Origin of the sequence: Myxococcus sp. AB056, assembly GCF_006547365.1 — a bacterium.
GTDB classification, from domain to species: domain Bacteria; phylum Myxococcota; class Myxococcia; order Myxococcales; family Myxococcaceae; genus Myxococcus; species Myxococcus virescens.
The window spans coordinates 1-17,631 of record NZ_VHLB01000132.1; the positions used below are offsets into that span (position 1 = coordinate 1).

The 17,631-nt window shown below is 65.0% G+C and carries 9 protein-coding genes, 1 tRNA gene and 1 pseudogene; 8 read left to right on the forward strand and 3 right to left on the reverse strand.

The window, feature by feature from the left end; all coding sequences use genetic code 11:
* Nucleotides 1-16: 16 nt before the first annotated feature.
* A complete protein-coding gene (locus tag FMP39_RS37625) occupies nt 17-772 on the reverse strand; it encodes a DUF1629 domain-containing protein (protein ID WP_228558583.1) in 756 nt (251 codons plus the stop codon).
* Nucleotides 773-1,842: 1,070 nt separating this feature from the next.
* On the opposite strand from FMP39_RS37625, the gene FMP39_RS34455 reads away from it, so the two are divergent.
* The 5 genes from FMP39_RS34455 to FMP39_RS34475 are packed head-to-tail and all read left to right on the forward strand — an operon-like array spanning nt 1,843 to nt 14,271.
* Entirely contained in the window at nt 1,843-4,797 is a 2,955-nt protein-coding gene (locus FMP39_RS34455; protein ID WP_141594242.1) for a hypothetical protein, read from the forward strand.
* Entirely contained in the window at nt 4,797-11,414 is a 6,618-nt protein-coding gene (locus FMP39_RS34460; protein WP_141594243.1) for a DEAD/DEAH box helicase, read from the forward strand. Before FMP39_RS34455 ends, FMP39_RS34460 begins: the two co-directional genes overlap by 1 nt.
* A complete protein-coding gene (locus tag FMP39_RS38755) occupies nt 11,411-12,625 on the forward strand; it encodes a PD-(D/E)XK nuclease family protein (protein ID WP_141594244.1) in 1,215 nt (404 codons plus the stop codon). The genes FMP39_RS34460 and FMP39_RS38755 overlap by 4 nt, the downstream gene beginning before the upstream one ends.
* 6 nt (nt 12,626-12,631) lie before the next feature.
* Nucleotides 12,632-13,084, forward strand: coding sequence for a very short patch repair endonuclease (locus FMP39_RS34470; RefSeq protein ID WP_141594245.1), 453 nt, complete (start codon nt 12,632-12,634; stop codon nt 13,082-13,084).
* Complete coding sequence (locus FMP39_RS34475; RefSeq protein WP_194858684.1) at nt 13,081-14,271, forward strand: DNA cytosine methyltransferase; 1,191 nt, start codon at nt 13,081-13,083, stop codon at nt 14,269-14,271. The genes FMP39_RS34470 and FMP39_RS34475 overlap by 4 nt, the downstream gene beginning before the upstream one ends.
* 219 nt (nt 14,272-14,490) lie before the next feature.
* On the opposite strand, the pseudogene FMP39_RS34480 reads toward FMP39_RS34475, so the two are convergent.
* A pseudogene (locus FMP39_RS34480) lies at nt 14,491-16,135 on the reverse strand (ISL3 family transposase).
* A gap of 136 nt (nt 16,136-16,271) precedes the next feature.
* On the opposite strand from FMP39_RS34480, the gene FMP39_RS38760 reads away from it, so the two are divergent.
* From FMP39_RS38760 to FMP39_RS34495, 3 genes are all read left to right on the forward strand, one after another.
* Nucleotides 16,272-16,463 (forward strand): transposase, encoded by a 192-nt coding sequence (locus FMP39_RS38760; RefSeq protein ID WP_368667089.1) that lies wholly within the window; start codon nt 16,272-16,274, stop codon nt 16,461-16,463.
* 34 nt (nt 16,464-16,497) lie between these two features.
* Nucleotides 16,498-16,728 (forward strand): transposase domain-containing protein, encoded by a 231-nt coding sequence (locus tag FMP39_RS34490; RefSeq protein WP_194858686.1) that lies wholly within the window; start codon nt 16,498-16,500, stop codon nt 16,726-16,728.
* Nucleotides 16,729-17,033: 305 nt separating this feature from the next.
* Nucleotides 17,034-17,107, forward strand: a tRNA-Ile gene (locus FMP39_RS34495).
* A gap of 43 nt (nt 17,108-17,150) precedes the next feature.
* Here FMP39_RS34495 and FMP39_RS34500 read toward each other — a convergent pair.
* Nucleotides 17,151-17,631: VOC family protein (locus tag FMP39_RS34500; protein ID WP_228558585.1), on the reverse strand; the 481-nt coding region annotated here is incomplete at its 5' end.

Sequence of the window (17,631 nt, forward strand, 5' to 3'; positions counted from 1 at the left end):
GCCCCGCCCTCCCTTGTCAAAAGAGGCTCGGGCATGCCCTGGCCAGCGACCTCCATGGAAAGGAGCCCGCCTTCACCTTCTCGCGCACGCCTTCGTGTTCCGCTAGCTCGTTCCCCACCCGCTCCAGGAGCAGCAGAGGCCAGCTCCTCTCGGCATCCGTGAGGGGCTCGTTCGTCTCCAGGGCCAGCTCCAGGCCGAAGCTCACGGACGGCTCCACGCGGTCCACGAAGAAGTCCAACAGCCCGTCCGTCACCAGCAGGGTGCGAGCCTCGGCGCGGTGGATGACGCGCCAGACTTGGCGCCGAGCGGGCCAGCCACCACCGACGACGATGGGGATGATGACCTCCTCGTCCAGCTTCCCCAGGGTACGCCAGAAGGCTTCGCGGGCCGCGTCCGTCTGGCCCCGAAGCGCCAGGAGCTTCCGGTTGCGTTCGCGCTCCTCCTGACTGATGGCGCTCGGTCCGGTGACCTCCTCGAACCTCGCCCCTGTGACGTGCGCACGCTCCAGCGCATTCTTGATGTTCTCGGACACGATGAGCGCGATGGTCCATCCCCAGGTCCGGGACACCTTCGCGCCACCCACCTTCGTCGGGTCGATTCGCATGCCCGACACACCGCGGTATTTCCCGACCTTCTCAGGCCGCCCATCTTCCGGCTTCCAGTACCGCACCTCCTCCGAGGTGTTGTCATCGATGCACCGGATGGGCTGAGTAGCGACGAGGATGCAGTACGGCTCGAACTGTCCGTCGACGTCAACCGGAAGGAGCTGCACGTCGTCAGGCGCCAGCTCCGCGAAGATGCTCGCAACCCTCTTGTGAACGATGGGAGTGTTCCCAACACCCGCCAGGGAATAATCGAGAGGGCTCCTTGGGCGGTAGATGGGGATCTTGAGTCGCGCTTCAACCTGGACGGGGCATCCAGTCTTGAACTGCCATGGGTCATCAAGCTCCTGGCCCTGCGAATCCGTAGGGTCTCCCAGCAGCCAGCGCCCCTGGAGACTCATGTCATCGGAGAGTTTGTGGAAGTTCCGCAATAAAAGCCGTAGGTTGCATCCCACTTACGGCCAGGTAGCTCACCTGGTTAGAGCGGCGGTCTCATAATCCCGGCCCTGCTCCTCACCTTCTGAACCCTTGGCCGTTCCCCCTATTCTGACTGACCGTGGCAGTTCGCTGACGTACGCACGTCACCGGCCCGGTCCGTACAGAATCCGTACAGAGGGTGGCTTCCCAACATGACTTTGTAACTGCGCCAAGGCCAGTATCCCGCACCTACGGGGACTTGAACCCGTCCGGCGCGACTGCAAGCCAAGCTCACGGCGTAGGCGAACGACCGGGCCCATTGTGGCAACACAGGCCGTACCCGCTGTCGCAGACTAGGCCGTGCCCACCGAAGAGGCTCCTCAGCTGAGCATACCCCCGTCTTGGCTTGAACATGCAAAGCCCTGTCGTGACGCGATGCTTCAAGCAGCCTTGCCGCCCACGGTACGGCCAGCATCCAGCCTGACCCTGCCTAGATGTTGTGGCTCCTACCCAGTAAGGAAGCCCAACATGCTAGGAATAGCAGTTATTCTACTGTCGTTACGCTAATCCACTGCTGTTGTTCTCGTGGTGAGTCCGCATCAAGGGGCGGGATATTCGAATGGCTGCCGTAGCTCCAGAAGCGCCAACTCCATCGGCGCTGCCGCCGAGGCCCTGGAAAAGCGCTTCTTACTCCGACTGGAACGAATGGCTCTTCGCCCACACGTTCGCCAGGAGCATAAGCCCGGAACCGGTAGGGTACGTCCCCGCCTCTCCCGAGGACCTCTGCGTCATCGTAGGCGAGGCTTCCGAGCGTGCGGAGGAGGTGCTGAAGGCCTTCTCGGCAGCCATCGGCAAGGAGCTCGATGAAGAGAAGTGCACTCTTGAGAGCTACTGCCTCAAGTACCGGCGCCACTGTGGCCGCCCCGCCGCGTATTGGAGCCCCGCCAGTGACGAGGAGCCCTACTTCTTCGGCTGTCTGTGGCTGACCTGTCTGGTCGCGTCCGGCTACCCTCCAAAGGAGGGCCAGTTCTACAACCGGATGAAGCTGGTCCTCGGAAGAAGATCGCCCGGTTTCACCTCCAGAGAGTCCGGCAGCTTCGAAGACGTCTGGGAGGATCTCGCCGACTGGACGAAGCGCCATCACAAGCGCTACCGGGAGTTGCTCCTCCCACCACGCGACACGACTTACCGCAAGCACATCGGGCGCTCGTTCTACCTGGCCTTCCCAAACCACGCGGACCGGCTGCGCCTGAGGGCGGCGCTAGAGCGGGCGGATCTCCTCGTCAACGATCCTCCCATCCGGCTCGTACTTGAAGTGCTGCGCCGCTTGAGACAGGACTTCGGCAAGGACTTCCAACAGGAGTTGGACGGCTTCTTCGACAAGTACTTGCACACCGGCCGCGACCCTCGGGATAGCCCCTTTTGGCGTGCAGTGGTACAGCAGGCGAGCGCGCCCAGCCTGGACCGGACGGGCGGAGCCGAGCGCACAGGCCAGTCCACGTTGATGGCCCGCTTCGACCAAGACGACCTGCTTGAGCTCTACATCGCCTGTACCGAGCAGTACCCCGACAAGCATGGCTTCATCCGGGAACCCCTTGGCTTCGAGGCGGGAGAATTCCGCTACCGGCTCGTACCGCAGGCCCCCTCCTCTTCGCAGCGGCTGGCGTTCGATCAGCTGCTCACGGGAACGTCCCGGCGGATCTTCGCGCGCGGGGTCGTGCCGCTGCTGCGGGTCATCTCGGGCGAGTACCGGCTCGCCCAGGGCGAAGAGCTGGCCGAGTGCGAACGCGCCGTTGTCCGCAACGACAGGGTCGAGGCTTTCATCCGGGCGTTCGGAGGGAAAAAAAACCAGTCGGCGCTTCCGGATTGGCAGGAGATCGAGGGCTGCCAGCTGCGCCAATTGGATTCCCTGCCCAGGGGTCTTGAGGACGTCTCCTCGCTCCTGCATACGACGGTGCCCCAGCGGCCTCACTTCGTGGGAGGGATTCGCACCTCGATGGGCGGTTTCTACCGGCTGAACGGCTACCTGCCACGCATCCACGCCCCCGGCGCCGAGAAGGTCGAGGTTGCCACCGCTGGCTTGTGGTTGCCGTGCCAACGCATCATTGACGAGCAGCAGGTCGAGGAGTGGCTCCTTCCTGCGGAGCTCGACCTCGAAGCGTTGCAGAAGCTGCAGGTCGCGGCGACCTGGAAGGTGCACATCGAGGACTATGTCCTGGAGCGCCGGGGCGAGGCGGAGGCCGCCCTGGATGCCTTGAGCATCGCGATCGACCACAAGGGACTGCCGAGTGGAGACTTCTGGCTTGAGACGGCCTCTCGCCGACTTGAGACCCTGCGCGGCCCGGCAGAGGAGGTTCCTCTGGGCTTCACCACCCGGAACAGCACTTGCACCATGGACATGGTGTTCTTCAATGCAACGGCTCGTTGGCTCGGGTCCGGCGTCGGAGAGATGTCTCTCGTGCCGAAGGAGGATTTTCCGTGGCTGGCCTGCGGTCCCAACAACTCCCCGACGATGGTCGTCTTCGTCGGGGACGCGCGAAGGCCGGTCCTGCCGGATGGCGACTTCTCGCCGCTCTCCAAGGACCGGCGCCACTGGAAGAAGGCGTTCTCGGGGGGAGCCAGCTCCGTCTTCGTTCGGGAGGGCTCCGAGTATGTGCCGCTCGACGAGAGGCCCGAGGTACGGGCCATCCACTCCGCCTACGTCGAGGCCGCATGCTCCACTGCCCAGCGGACCGGAAGCGCGTGCACACCGACGGACCTGGACAGATATCTCCAGGAAACGGAACGGGCGAGCGGTGACTACTCCAAGGAAGCCACGCTCCTGCTGGATGTTCTTTCCTCCATCGCGCACACCCGCAGTGGCATTCCCCTGCGTGAGGCCCACGAGCACCTGGCCCGTATCACGGACACGGACGGGCACCACTCGCTGCGCCTCCACCTGCTGCGGGCGCTGGAGGAGATGGGCGCCATCGACACGCTGCCGCGCATGAATGGGCGGCAGAAGCTCGTCGTCGCCCGCAGGCCGCGGCTCGTCGTCTCCCGGAGGGCCAACCGCTTCAGCGCCACCGTCCTGGGCCTGTTACCCCAGAAGATTGCCCTCCTTCTTGAGAAGGAGGGCAAGAACCGCAGCTTGCAGTTGACCTACGCGGCACCGCCCAACCGCTTCCAGCCTCCCATCATCCACCTTGAGGCGAAGAATGGCTCTCTGGAGCCGCTCGTGGCCCTCTCCAGGGAGCTGGCCTTCATCCCGCCCGAGTTCCTGAACTGGCCCGATGTGGCTCAGGTCCCCATGCACTTCACCGTGCGCGACGAGCTTGAGCGAGACACTCCTCCGGAGGTGTACAAACCCGAGGCGGCTTGGTGCTGGAAGACCGGCGCCTTCCTGCGGACACCGGAAGAGCCAGGCGAGATAGGCCTTGAGCGGCGCAGTGATGGCCAGCGCGCGCCCATCTACGTAATCCTGCGGGCGGGAACCCCCGTAAGCTGGAGCTACTCCCGGGCGTGGGCGCTGCTGGATGCCGCGGAAAAAGCGGGGCGGCCTCCCTTCACGCACGATGAGACCGGAGTCCTTGAGACCCTGGCCCATGCCCCCATTCACCTGCCGCTACCGCTGGCCCGCCTGTGCACCGTGGTCGGCACCGGGGCACCCGGCCCCCGCCTCGCCGAGCGTGAGGGCCGCCGCGTCGTCACTTCGTACGTTTATCCGTTCGGAAGAAAGCTCGCCCCCCTGGCTGCACGGGCGGTTCCCGAGTCGTGGATTCAAAGGAAGGTAGAGTGATGCAAGACCCCATTGGAAACTTCGAGCGAATCCGCGAGCTCTACATCAGCTACCTTGATACCGCTTTCCGCATCGGTGACGAGAGTGTGGCCGAGGAGCGGCGCAGGCTGTTGCGCCAGCCCGGCACTTTCTGCACCGAGCCGCTCATCGAAGCCATTCCCAGGTACGAGCCTGCAGAGCTGTCGTTCGACGCTCTCTACTCGGACGCCTCAGCCGACGGACCACTGTCCGGCTTCGACGAGGCGGCGCGGCGCGCCTTCGTCGAGCTGGCGCTCGCGGGGTTGTTCGGCTCAGAGCCGCGGAAGAAGGGAGGGCTGCCGCTGAAGCGGCAAGCGAAGTACTCGCCCTATCGCCACCAAATCCAGATGCTGCACCGGGGTGTCCGGCCCGGCATGCCTGGCGTCGTCACTTCGGGCACGGGCTCGGGCAAGACGGAGTCTTTCATGCTGCCCCTGCTGGCGCGCATCGCCAAGGAGGCCGTCGGCTGGGAAGCCCCCGCCCAGGGCTACCTTGAGCAGCACTGGTGGGTAGATCCCGAGACGGGCCAGCCCTACTCCGAGGAGAAGAACGGTCGGCGCTACCTCAAGCTCCCCAAGCACAAGCGACCCGACGCAAAGAACCCCTTGAACACCGCCTTCGAGAGGCACCGCGCGGGCGAGAAACGCATAGCGGCAGTCCGCGCCCTCGTCCTGTACCCGATGAATGCCCTGGTCGAGGACCAGCTCGTCCGGCTGCGCAAGGCGCTCGACTCGGCCGAGGCGCGCGAGGCCATGCGGGACCACTTCCATGGCAACCACATCTTCTTCGGCCGCTACATCGGTGCCACCGAAGTCACCGGCCATCCAGGCGCCAAGGACACCCCTCGCGGCCTGGATTCCTTCCTCCAGGGAGGCAAGGCCGCCGCGAAGGCGCTGGGGTCCATCAAGATCGAGGGCCACAAACTGGCCGGCGCCAACGGCGATGTGGCGTACGAGGCTCTCTGGATGGATGAGAAGGATCGCCGTGGCCGCCGGATGAACCAGCTCTTCGAGTACATGGCGGGCCTGGAGCGTGGGCAAATTCAGGCCCGGCTCCACGCGCTGGACAGACAGGCCCAGGAGAACCTGCACGCCAGACTTGAGGACCATCGGAAGAAGCACGGCGCCGCTCCCGATGCGGCGGCATTCCTCGCGTACGCGGAGGAACCGGCGGTGGGCAAGCGCTCCCTGTCGAGCCTTCTTGAGGACTACCAGAGGTTTTTCGGGCCCCCGGAAGCGGCGGCGAAACTGCGACTTGAGAAGCTCCAGCTGACGGACAAGGACGCGCACCAGGCCCCCTCGGCCACGGGCGGCGACGACTCTCCTTTCATGTTCCCGTCGGTGGACGGCTCGGAGATGACGAACCGGTGGGACATGCAACTGGAGCCACCGGACATCCTCATCACCAACGTCAGCATGTTGAGCGCCATGCTCAACCGTGAGGTCGAAGAGCCCATCTTCGAGAAGACCCGCAAGTGGCTTGAGCGGGACGATGCGTACTTCTTCCTCGTGCTTGACGAACTTCACTTGCAGCGCGGCGCCGCGGGCACTGAGGTGTCCTTCCTGCTGCGGATGCTGCTTGAGCGGCTGGGCCTCACGCAGAGCGCGAAGCAGCGGAGCAAGATCCGCGTGCTGGCATCAAGCGCATCGCTCCCCGCCGCTCCGCAGGGGGAGGCGGAAAAGAGTTCCCAGTACCTCTGGGACATGTTCGGCCCGTTTGGCCTGCCCCCGGCCGAACGGAGCGAGCAGGAGTCCAAGGACCTGTGGCGCCAAGCCATCGTCTCCGGGCATGAGAGGAAAGGCACCTACGAGCCCACCACCGAGGCCGCGAAGGTACGGCTGGAACCCGAGCCCTTCCGTGATCTGCTCACGGCGCACCAAGTCCCGGGCTGGCGCGATCCCGACGTCCCCCTGGCTCAGCCTCTGTTCGCGAAGGTCCCCGGCGATGTCGAATCCCTTGAGCGCGCATGGAGGCACGTCGGCAAGGCCCTCGGCACCGACATGGACAAACCCCTTCCCCAAGCCATCTCCGCGGCCATCAGGGAAGCGACCAACCGCCTACTGTGGGCGTGCTGGCAGCAGGATGAAAAGCGTTCACGCGCACAGCCCCTAAGCGAATTGGCAGGGAAGCTCTTCGGCCCCCCCACGGGCAAGGCGGGTCACACGGCCACCGAGAACCTGGAAGCCCTGCGCGGACTGCTCTTCATTCGCGGCGCGGCGGATGGGCTTAAGGCGCTCGGCTACCTCCCGGGCCTCGACCTGCCCTCGTTCCGCGTGCACACCTTCTTCCGAAGCATCGAGGGCCTCTACGCCCCGGCTCACAAGGGCCGCGGCTCTCCGAAGACGAAAGAGGACCGGCGGGCCGAGGTGGGCCAGCTCACCATCGAGCAGGCTCACCGCATTGCCATCGAGACGCCTCAGGGCCCCCAGGAACACCGGCTCTTCGAGCTCGTCTACTGCGAGTGCTGCGGCGAGCTGTTCTTTGGGGGCATGCGGGCCGACATGTCCAGGGGCAGCTACTTGGCCGAGCTGTTGCCCCAGGAGCCAAAGCTTGAGGGACTGCCGGACGATGCCGTCTCTCAGCGCTTCGAGGAACTCTCCTGGAAGCAGTACGCCCTCTTCTGGCCCAATTCCAGGAACCGCCCCGCCGACGAACCTACGGATGCCAAGGACAAGGACAAGGGCCAGTGGCTGAGGGCGGTCCTTGAGCGGGAGACGGGGGGCATCCTCAAGCGGGACAAGGTGAAGGACTCGGACCTCGACCCGAACAGGCACCTTGAGGGCTGGTACTTTGAGAGCAGCGGCAACGATGCTGGGCACAAGCGCAACTGGGAGTCCCCGGGCACCAACGTGCCCTACTCCTGCCCCAATTGCCTCACCTCGTACAAGGGGCGACTCGACAGGCGCTACCGCCTGTCTCCTTTGCGGAACTTCCGGGCAGGTTTCGCCAAGACAACACAGTTGCTGGCTACCGAGCTCTTCGACGCGCAACGTATCTCCAACCCGGTGGAGGCTCCCAAACTGGTGTCGTTCTCGGACAGCCGGCAGGACGCGGCCAAGGCCGCGCTCTCCATTGAGAAGAACCACCACCAGGACATCCGCCGCGAGCTACTCGTACGCACGCTCCGGCACCACCTTGAAGGACGCGCCGCGGAGAGAGCCGAGCTTGAGATCGAGTGTGCCTTGCTTGAGCAGTCGGTGGCCGCGGCGCAGGCTTCCATCAAGCTCAAGGACAAACGCGCGAAGGAACTCGCCGAGGCGAAAAGCCGACTGGCGAGCCTGCTTGAGCCGAGCGCGTTGCTCTCGGCCATCATCGGCACCGCCGAGCACGAAAGTCTCACTCCCGATTCGGACGTTCCCACCCTGATCGCGGAGATGGCCCGGTTCGGTGTCCATCCCTACGACGGCGTGGGAGTCGATCGCCCAGCGGGCCAGCCGCCCGGCAGCAGCGTGCCGATGCGCTTTCCGTGGAACCGGCTCCTCGCGCTGGACCCTGCGACCGACAAGATCACCTGGGCGACGTCCGGGAAATCCGACGAGGCGATCGCCATGAGCAACGCCCGCGTCGACCTTGTCACCGCCGTCCACCGGATCATGACGGACGTCGTCTTCAGCAAGACATACTTCTCGCTTGAGGAGTCGGGGCTGGGCTACGTGACGGTAGCGATCCAGCGGCTGCCAGGCTCGGACGAGCAGAAGCAGCGGCGGGCCGCGGAGCTGGCCGCGCTGATGCGCGTCATGTCCGATGCCTATCGGTACTGGCCGAGTCCTTTCGCCGAGAAGGACTCCACGGGCCAGCCCCAGATGCCCATCGAGTGGAGGGAGGCCGCGCAGGTCAGCCCCAAGGTGAAAAGGTTCGCCCAGCAGGCGTGGCTCGTCGACTGGGAGGTGCAGCTGAAGACAGCCCTCGACGAGTTGGCAAACGCGGGACACAGGGATGGGCTCATCCGCATGCCCGCCGTCCGCATCCAGCTCGTCTCGGACAAGTCCTATTACGTGCGGTGCGAGCAGTGCTCCCGCGTCCACCTGCACCCGGGCGCCGGCATCTGCACGCGCTGCTTCATGAGGCTCGACTGGGCCAAGCTGCGCAAGGAAGAGGTCCATCGATTGCATGTGCGCAGCTTCCTGGCCCGCCGCATCGAGCGCGCCACCGCCATGGCGGGAGCAAGCGGCCATGGCGCCTTCCGGCTCCACTGCGAGGAACTCACCGGGCAGACGGAGAAGCCCGCCGAGCGCCAGCGGGAGTTCCGAGGCATCTTCGTCCCACGACTGGCAGAGCTTGAGGGCACCCGTGAAGACGGCTCTGAGGAGCAGGGAGAGCTCGTGCTCGGGGGGCAAAACCTGCTCTACAAGCGCAAGAGCGAGATCGATCTGTTGGCCGTGACGACGACCATGGAGGTGGGAATCGACATCGGCCCACTGCAGGTCGTCCTCCAGGCGAACATGCCCCCGCAGCGTTTCAACTACCAGCAGCGCGTGGGTCGCGCGGGACGGCGTGGCCAGGCGTTCTCCCTGGCCTTGACGATCTGCCGTACCAAGAGCCACGACGTCTTCTACTTCCGCGAGCCTAAGTCCATGACGGGGGACATTCCCCCGACGCCGTTCCTCACCAAGCGGATGGAGCACATCGGCGGCCGGCTCGTGCGCAAGGGTTGGCTGTGGGGCGCCTTCCGGCGCCTGCGCGACGAGGAGCGCAAGGCAGGGCGGCCCTTCCCGGGCGACCTGATGAGCCCACCGGACATCCACGGAGAGTACCTGCCCACGGTCCTCTTCCAGGACAGCGCCTGGCAGACCCGGACGGAGCAGGCGCTTGTGAAGGAGCGGGGCTACGCCGAGCAACTGGCGCGGCTGCTTGAGGAGGGCAGCTCGCTGCGCTTCCAGGTAGACGTGCCCGAGCTCATGAAGAACATGAGAGCCGCCGTGGACCGCATCAAACAGACGGGCCTGGCGCACGTGCTGGCCGAATACGGCCTGCTGCCCATGTATGGCATGCCGACCCGTGTGCGCGAGCTGTACATGGGGCTACGGCGCAGTGGGGGCGAGCGCGAGTGGAGCACCGTGGACCGGGACATCGATCTCGCCATCTACGAGTTCGCCCCCGGCTCCACTGTCGTCATCGATAAGCGCGAGCACCTGGCAGTGGGCTTCACCCCCGACCTGACGCCCCCCATCGGCCACAAGAAGGACGCCATCTACACCATCCAGAAATCGGCGTTCGGCCACGTCTTCGATCTGGTGCAGTGCACGGTCTGCCAGGCTTGGACGGACCTCTCGAAGCAGGAAGCGGTCACCAAGTGCGAGTGCGGCGCGGTCCTCGACCTCGGCGCGCGCAGGAGTTGCCGCGTGCCCAACGCCTTCCGCACGGACCTTCCTCTCTTCGCGCGCACCACGGAGGAGGAGGCCGACGGCGGTGTGCGCCATCGCTCCATCCAGGCCGAGGCAGCCCGCATCCGGTTCGAGGAGGCCCAGGGCTTCGGTGCCGCAGGTACCTGGAAGCTGCCCTACAAGTACCAAAACAGCCGGACGTTCCGACTCAATCGCGGGCCTAGCCACGAAAATGCCGGGCGCTACTTCAGTGTGAGGGAGGGCACGGACAGCCTTTGGGGCGTGAAGATCGAGCATCAGGCCATCTGCATGGACGGAGGGCTCAACGAGCGGGTGCGTGCCTTCACCCCCGAGCCGCAAGAGATACAGATGTGGCTGGCGGCGCCCAAGACAACGGACTCCCTCTACCTGGCCACGCACGGAACGACGGACGGCCTAGCGCTCTACCGGTTGTACTCGCGCGTAGACGAGGGCGTCGCCGACGACGACGTGACACGCTGGCTGGGGATTCGCGCGGCTGCGATGTCGGCCACCTTCATCATCGCAGGCCGGGCTGCCTTCGAGTTGGACATCGATCCCGATGAATTCGACGTGCTGGAGCCTCGCCGCTACATGCGGGAGGATCCCCGACCACTCCTGCAGATCACCGACCACCTCGTGAACGGAGCAGGTTACTGCGACTGGCTCGTCCAGCACGAAGGAGGCAGGCCCCGTATCGCCAGCCTCGTCCAGTCCATCCTTGAGGCGAAGAACAAGTACCCCCTCCGGCAGTTCCTCGACGAGAAGCATACGGGGTGCGACTCGTCTTGCTACCGCTGCCTGCGGCGCTACGGCAACCAGCCCTTCCACGGACTGCTCGACTGGCAATTGGGTCTGGCGTTCATCCGGGCCATGGTCGACCCGGATTACCGGGTGGGTCTCCTGAAGGGAGATTTCGAGGCGTACGTGGAGCTGGCACGCTGGCCGAAGTTTGCCAAGGAGTTGGCACGGCAGATGGCCGAACGCTTCGGGGGCGAGAGCACCTGCTTCGGCCATGTTCCCGCCTTCCGGATCCGGAAACCGGGCAGTGAACTCACCCCGTGGGTTCTCGTCCGGCATCCGCTCTGGGACTGGAGCCAAGAGAATGGACCGCCCCCGGGAACTATCCTGGAACAGGCGTATACGGAGGCGAAGAAGGCGGGAGGACTGCCCATGTGCTGGGACAGCTTCAACCTATTGCGCCGTCAGGTGCTGGTGCGTGAGAAGATCGTCAGCGAGGCACGGAGCCAGCAATGACTCGGCCACCTCCACTCCCAGCTCCGATCGAACGAGTGGAGGTACCCGCTTTTTTCTCTCCCTCACACTTCGGGGCGCTGCGCTGGTGCAAGCTCTCGGTGCTGGGCGAGCGTAGCGCCTCCGCACTCCTTCCACCGAGCGTTTACGCCCTAACCGGCACTATCGTCCACCACGTGCGGCGGGAGCTGAGCGAGGGCCATTGGAGGGCCGGGCTGCCCCAGGAGGAGGCGTGCTCCTTGCTCCTGGCGGACATCACCCGGCAGGCGGAAGCCCAACTGGCCGCCACTGCGGGTACCGCAGCAATCGTTCCCCTACGTGAAGCGATGGGGCTTAGGATCTGGGAACTCCGGGAGCTGCGCCTACGGCGGTGGGCCGCACGCATGGTGCTTCAGGGCAAGAACGGGCCCGTACGGCCGCTGGGAGACCTGTTGGCAGTGCCCGCAGGACAGGGGCCTTACACTCCACTGATTGAGACGGGAGACGAGGCTTGGCTGGTTGCGCCCTCACTGCGGCTTCGGGGAAGAGCCGACCGCATCGAGCAGACCGTGCCAAGCACCCTCGACATCGTCGACTTCAAGTCCGGCCGACTGCACGACGAAGAGGGACAGTTGCTGCCGGATGCGACGCTCCAGGTGCGGCTGTACGCACTGGCTGCCGAAGCGGCCGGGGCCGGGGCCGTACGTCTCTTCCTTGAGGGAGACGATCGTCACCGCGTTCCGTGGGGTGGCACAGAGCGTGGTGAAACGCGAGCCCTGCTCGAAACGATCTCCGAAGAGCTCCCATCGGGTAAGGCGCTCAGCGCGAGGCCCCTGGCCGAGCCGGGCCCTCGATGTCGTGACTGCCGCCTACGACCTTCATGCAGGCGCTACCTTCAGTGGGGCCCCAAGGCGTGGATGCACCCGCAGCTTCCCGGGCAGGAGCCTCCACTGGACGTGTGGGGTACGCTTGAGCGCGTCGTGACAGGAGCCCGCGGCGACACGGTGGAGCTGCGCGATGCCAACGGCAATCTCATCATCGTCGACGGGGTGAATCCTGCCCGGGGGGTTGGGGCGATGGCTGCCGGAGAACCGGTGTATTTCTTCGAGCTTGAGCGGACGGAGGACCGACGCGCTCACGGCCGGGTGGCGCACCCACGGAACTTCCACGAGTCCCCTCCCGATGGAGGCAGGAGGCTGCGCCAAGCCCGTAGCCTCCAGGTCTTCCGCGGCTGAAACCTGATGAGGCGTGATTATCCTTCCCGCGTGACGCTCCATCGCCCAGGGATACAGCCAACGGAAGAAGTCTCGCGCCGGATGAAAGCAGTGCGTCGGCGTGACACCCAGCCAGAGGTGGAAGTCCGGCGGCTCCTGTGGAAGGCGGGAGCTCGGTTCCGGCTCTGTCCTAGGGACTTGCCCGGAACCCCTGACATCGCCAACAAGAGCGCGCGCTGGGCGGTATTCGTCCACGGCTGCTTCTGGCACGGTCATCGCAGCTGCAAGCTGGCGACCACCCCCAAGAGCAACAGCGCTTTCTGGGAAGCGAAGCTGGCCGCGAACCGTCGGCGAGATGCGCGCAAGGCGCTGGCACTGAGGCGGCTCGGTTATCGTGTTCTCGTGGTATGGCAGTGCGCATTGCGCGACCCAGCAGCTCTGGTCCGCCGATTCTCCGAGGCAGGTGTCACGAAGCGATGAGCGACGACCTGGACCAAATCGATGGTGGTGATGCCGCCTTCCTGCGCAGCCGGATCCGACTGCTGCCTCTTGGTGGTTCCGGGCGCTTGAGGCTGGTTGACCTCTTCGCGGGCTCGGGAGGCCTGACCCTGGGAGTCATGGAGGCCTGCCGCGCGATCAATGCGAGGATTGAGGTGCGACTGGCCATGGAGTTGGACGAGAGCGTTCGCGCCGTGTACGACTTGAACTTCCCCTCTCAGGTCAAGAACAACCGAGGCGACGTGCTCTCCAGGTTCGGACTGGTTCCTGGAAAGCCCCTCTCCGCCGTCGAGCAAGAGACGCGGCGCGAGGTGGGCAGGGTCGACATCCTGGTGGGTGGCCCTCCCTGTCAAGGTCACTCGGACCTCAACAACCACACCCGCCGACGTGACAAGAAGAACGAGCTGTACATGGTGATGGTCCGAGCGGCCGAGGTACTCAAGCCCCGCTATGTCCTCATCGAGAACGTCCAAGGTGTGCGTCGCGATCATGGAGAGGTACTCCTTCGAGCAACGGAGTACCTAAGAGGCACCCTTGGCTACACCGTGGAACACCGCTTGGTGCGCATGGTGGACATCGGAGTTCCCCAGAAACGCATCCGCCATATCCTGGTCGCCTATCGTGGCGCAGAGGTCCCACTGCTGCTGGACTTTCCGCAGATCGAGAAGCCTCGCACCCTGCAGTGGGCCATCCAGGACCTTCAGAAGAAGAAGTTCCCCATGCAGTCAATCTTCGACACCCCAGCCCGGTTGAGTCCCGCCAATGCAGAGAGGGCGAAGTATCTGCTTGAGAACCCGGAGATTCACGACTTGCCGAACCATCTCCGGCCCAGATGTCATCGCGACAACCCCTCGCACCGCTACAAGGCGATGTATGGGAAGCTCAAATGGAACGAGCCCGCCCACACCATCACTACGGGGTTCGGCAGCCCCGGCCAAGGGCGGTATTTCCACCCCGAAGAGCCGCGTACGCTGACTCCCCATGAAGCAGCGCGCGTGCAGTTTTTCCCGGATTGGTTCGACTTCGGGCCGAACTCGAACCGCGGGCTCCTCGCGCACTGCATCGGCAATGCAGTCCCGCCAAAGCTGGCCTTCTCCGTACTCGTCCGGCTCCTGCGTCAGCATGCCGCTGGTGTTTCGATACAGAAGCCCAAGGGTGAAGCCGCTTGACAGCAGTTCTTGGAAGCGCCCCGCTGCCGCTACCTGACGGCTTGACGAGCTATCATCGCAGCCTCCCATGGATCGCTGCGATTGATACTCCCGTCTTCGGCGAAGAGGTAGCCTGCTGTCTTGGCCGTGAGAAACCTTGCGTCTCCCTGATCCTGCAATGACGAGAACTGAAGTTGCCCCGGTTTCGTGCCTCTCCCGCAGTTTGCGTGAAGCGAAGGCTTAGCTGGCGAGCAGCACGCGGCGCCGTAAGAGGTCGAAGTTGGCTCGGCCATACATCTGGCGATTGATGAGTTTGAGCTTGGTGATTTAGCCCTCCGACTGGGCGTTGCTCCAGGGCGTGGTCAGCCCAGCCCGAACCGCGTCCCCATCCTGCTTCAATCCTTCAGCAAAGGTCTCCACCGCGCGCACACCGCAATGTCGTGCTTCACCCAGCCATGCCTCGAAGCGCCTACAGGATGTGCGCGGCATTGCTCCATGTGTGATGGCCCGCTCGCGGACCACTTCGCAAAAGTGCCGGGTCAACTCCATGACATGTGCGGCTTCTTTGTCCTGCCGAATGCGCGCCAGCGTCGCCGCGTCGTCTGGAGTGAGTTCTGACGAGGCCTTCACGTACAGCCAGGCTAATTGCTTCGGAGATGGGAGCGAGTCAAGGCTCCTGACCTCCGCCCACCAGTCACCGCCGGAATCTGCGCGTGGCCTTGTGCGGGCCGGAACTTTGCGACGCGTCTGGAGCCAGCAATGGACCTGCCGTGCCGAGCCACGAAACCCTCGGGCGTGAATTTCTCGCCAGAGGGCGCAGGCGTTCTCACAGCCGGCCGCATGTCGCTGCGTAAGGTACCCCAGAAAAGGGTCGAGGATGCTCGGTCCAGGGATTCGCACTGAGCGCTCGGGAAAAGCTTCGGCGGCGGCATACTTGCGCACCGTGCTCGGTGCCAATCGCAAGGTGCGTTGAATTCGCGACAGTGGCTCCCCGGCGAGGAAACGGCGCCGCACCGCCGCGTATGCGGCAGCGTGTTGCTCTCGGCTTTCGTGACGGGCACGGACTTCGGCATGAGTGCGTGGGAAAGACGCGTGTCGACGTGTTGGAGAGGCGCCCACGTGCATGTCACTCGGCAAAGTGCGCAGGCGCGCGTACGCCCCCGCCAGCCAGCGCTCCGCCATCTGCCTCCCATTGAGGAGCAGATGCCAGCGGTCCGCCACTTGCTGAGCGCTGGGCGCCCCCAGTGCCGCTGCACGTGCGTATTCGGTCGAGCGGTCTCTGGCGATGACCTCGACATCCGGGTGGCGACGCAACCAGGCGGTCAGCGTCGATGTCGAACGGTCGGGCAATACGTCGATGACGCAATGCGATTCGAGGTCGACGAGAATGGACCCGTAGGTGCGCCCCTTGTGCAGGGCCCAGTCGTCCACGCCGATTACCCGTGCCCCTCGATGCGGCGGTAGCGGAGCGCGACGTATCAGGCGCAGAAGCGTGTCGGGGCTGGCTGGCATAGCCAGGGACTCAAGCAGTCTTGCCCCTGCCTCCGCACCGACTGTCACGGCGGCGGCGCACTGGGCGGCGGCCAAGCGCCGCGTCCGGCGGGCCCGAGGCGGCAACAACCGGGGCAGCCGCTCCGCAAAGGTGCGACGCGGACATCGGGCATTTCGGCAGAAAAAGCGGCGCACCTGCACTTGCAATTTCACGACGTGTCCTGCGGTGGGCAGGGGGGCGGACGTAGCTGCTATGCACGGTATTACTGGGTACCTGACATGAGCGGCACCGGGCACCGGTTCCTTCTGGGCGCACAACAAGAAGGAGAGTCGCCGAGCCGGTGCGCTCCACATGCTCCACTCGGCATCCGGGAAGGGAGTACAGCGTTTCCATTCCCAGCATGTAGCCACGTCACTGGCAGCCTGCTGAGTCTGCCTACTCCTCCGAGGAGCATCACGCAAACTGCGGGAGAGGCGCCGAATCAGGGCAACTTCACTGAGTAGCAGCCCAAGCGCGCGACGCGGGCTTGGTGCGCTGTGCCGCACATCGCGAACTGCACCAGTTGCGCGGCGCCCCCGCCCTCACGCAACTGCATGCCTGGTTGAAAACGCAGGTCTCGTGCCACCCGCCCAAGAGTCCGCTGGGACAGGCCATCTCCAACTCGCGCAAGCAGTGGGAGGCCCTCACTCGTTTCGGCGAGAATGAGCGGCTTCCCTCATAACAACCGCTCGGAATCGGCGCTCAGGAAGGCTGCCTTGGGGGCGCAAGAACAGCTTCTTCGTCGGCCACGAGGCCGCCGCACCAGCCTCTACGCGCTGGTGGCCACCTGCGAGACCAACGGTATCAACCCCGAGACGTACCTCGCCGACGTCCTGCTCCGTGTGCAGACGCACCCCAAATCGCGAATCGGTGAGCTGCTACCCCACGAGTGGATGCGGCGCCGCGCCGTGGACCCGCCAGATTCCCCCCTCCGGCCCAGTCCCTGACTACCTCGCTCGTCGCGGCACTCGCCGAACACGGTTCTCATCCGTCACCAAGCATCCCAGCACAATGTCCACCGGACGGCTGCCGGGGCCGAGCCCTCGCGAGGTGCCTGTTAGGGTCCCTCGTGAACAGCGCCCGGTCCCTGGGCGCTTCGTTCCCGTTGCCCTCCGCCCGTCATGTGGTATAGAGCCGCCCCGAAGCGCGAAGTACCCGCCCCGTTACCAAAGCTGTTGCACGGACACCGGGCGAGCAGGTAGGAAGGCAGTGGAAGTTCCGCAGTAAAAGCCGTAGGTTGCATCTCACTTACGGCCAGGTAGCTCACCTGGTTAGAGCGGCGGTCTCATAATCCGCAGGTAGTCAGTTCAAGTCTGACCCTGGCCACTACCCCGGCGTCACCTTCACGGTGACACCGGGGTTTTTCTTTTCAGGGCCCCTTCTCCAGCATCCACACGTGGCCGTCCGGGTCCTTGAACGTCGCGGAGTAACCCCAGGGCTTCTGGCTCGGCTCGGCGGCGACTTCGGCGCCAGCCTCCCGCGCCTTGGCGATGAGCGCTTCGATCTGCGCCTCCGTCTCCAGCGACAGGCTCAGGATGCACTCCGAAACGCCCTGCTCCGCGACCTTGTTGCCCCCCGCCACCCAGCCAAAGCCTCCGGTGGGGATGAGCATCAGGCTGACGCCCGCGTTGAGCGTGAAGTGGACGGGCTCGGGCATCGTGCCGTCCGCCGTCTCGACGACGAGGCGAAAGCCGAGGCCCTCTCGGTAGAAACGAAAGGCCCGCTCCAGGTCCCGCGTCGGCAGACTCACGACGACATGGGGACCGCGCGGTGCCGGATCCTTCGGGGAAGCTTGCGATGCCACGATGACCTCCAGGGAATGGGTTCCTGCGAGTGAGACGCCCCACCGC

Bases quoted from the DNA above. Each gene is read 5' to 3' on its own strand.
- FMP39_RS34460 (WP_141594243.1), top strand. From the start codon at position 4,797: ATGCAAGACCCCATTGGAAACTTCGAGCGAATCCGCGAGCTCTACATC.
- FMP39_RS38755 (WP_141594244.1), top strand. From the start codon at position 11,411: ATGACTCGGCCACCTCCACTCCCAGCTCCGATCGAACGAGTGGAGGTA.
- FMP39_RS34470 (WP_141594245.1), top strand. From the start codon at position 12,632: ATGAGGCGTGATTATCCTTCCCGCGTGACGCTCCATCGCCCAGGGATA.
- FMP39_RS34475 (WP_194858684.1), top strand. From the start codon at position 13,081: ATGAGCGACGACCTGGACCAAATCGATGGTGGTGATGCCGCCTTCCTG.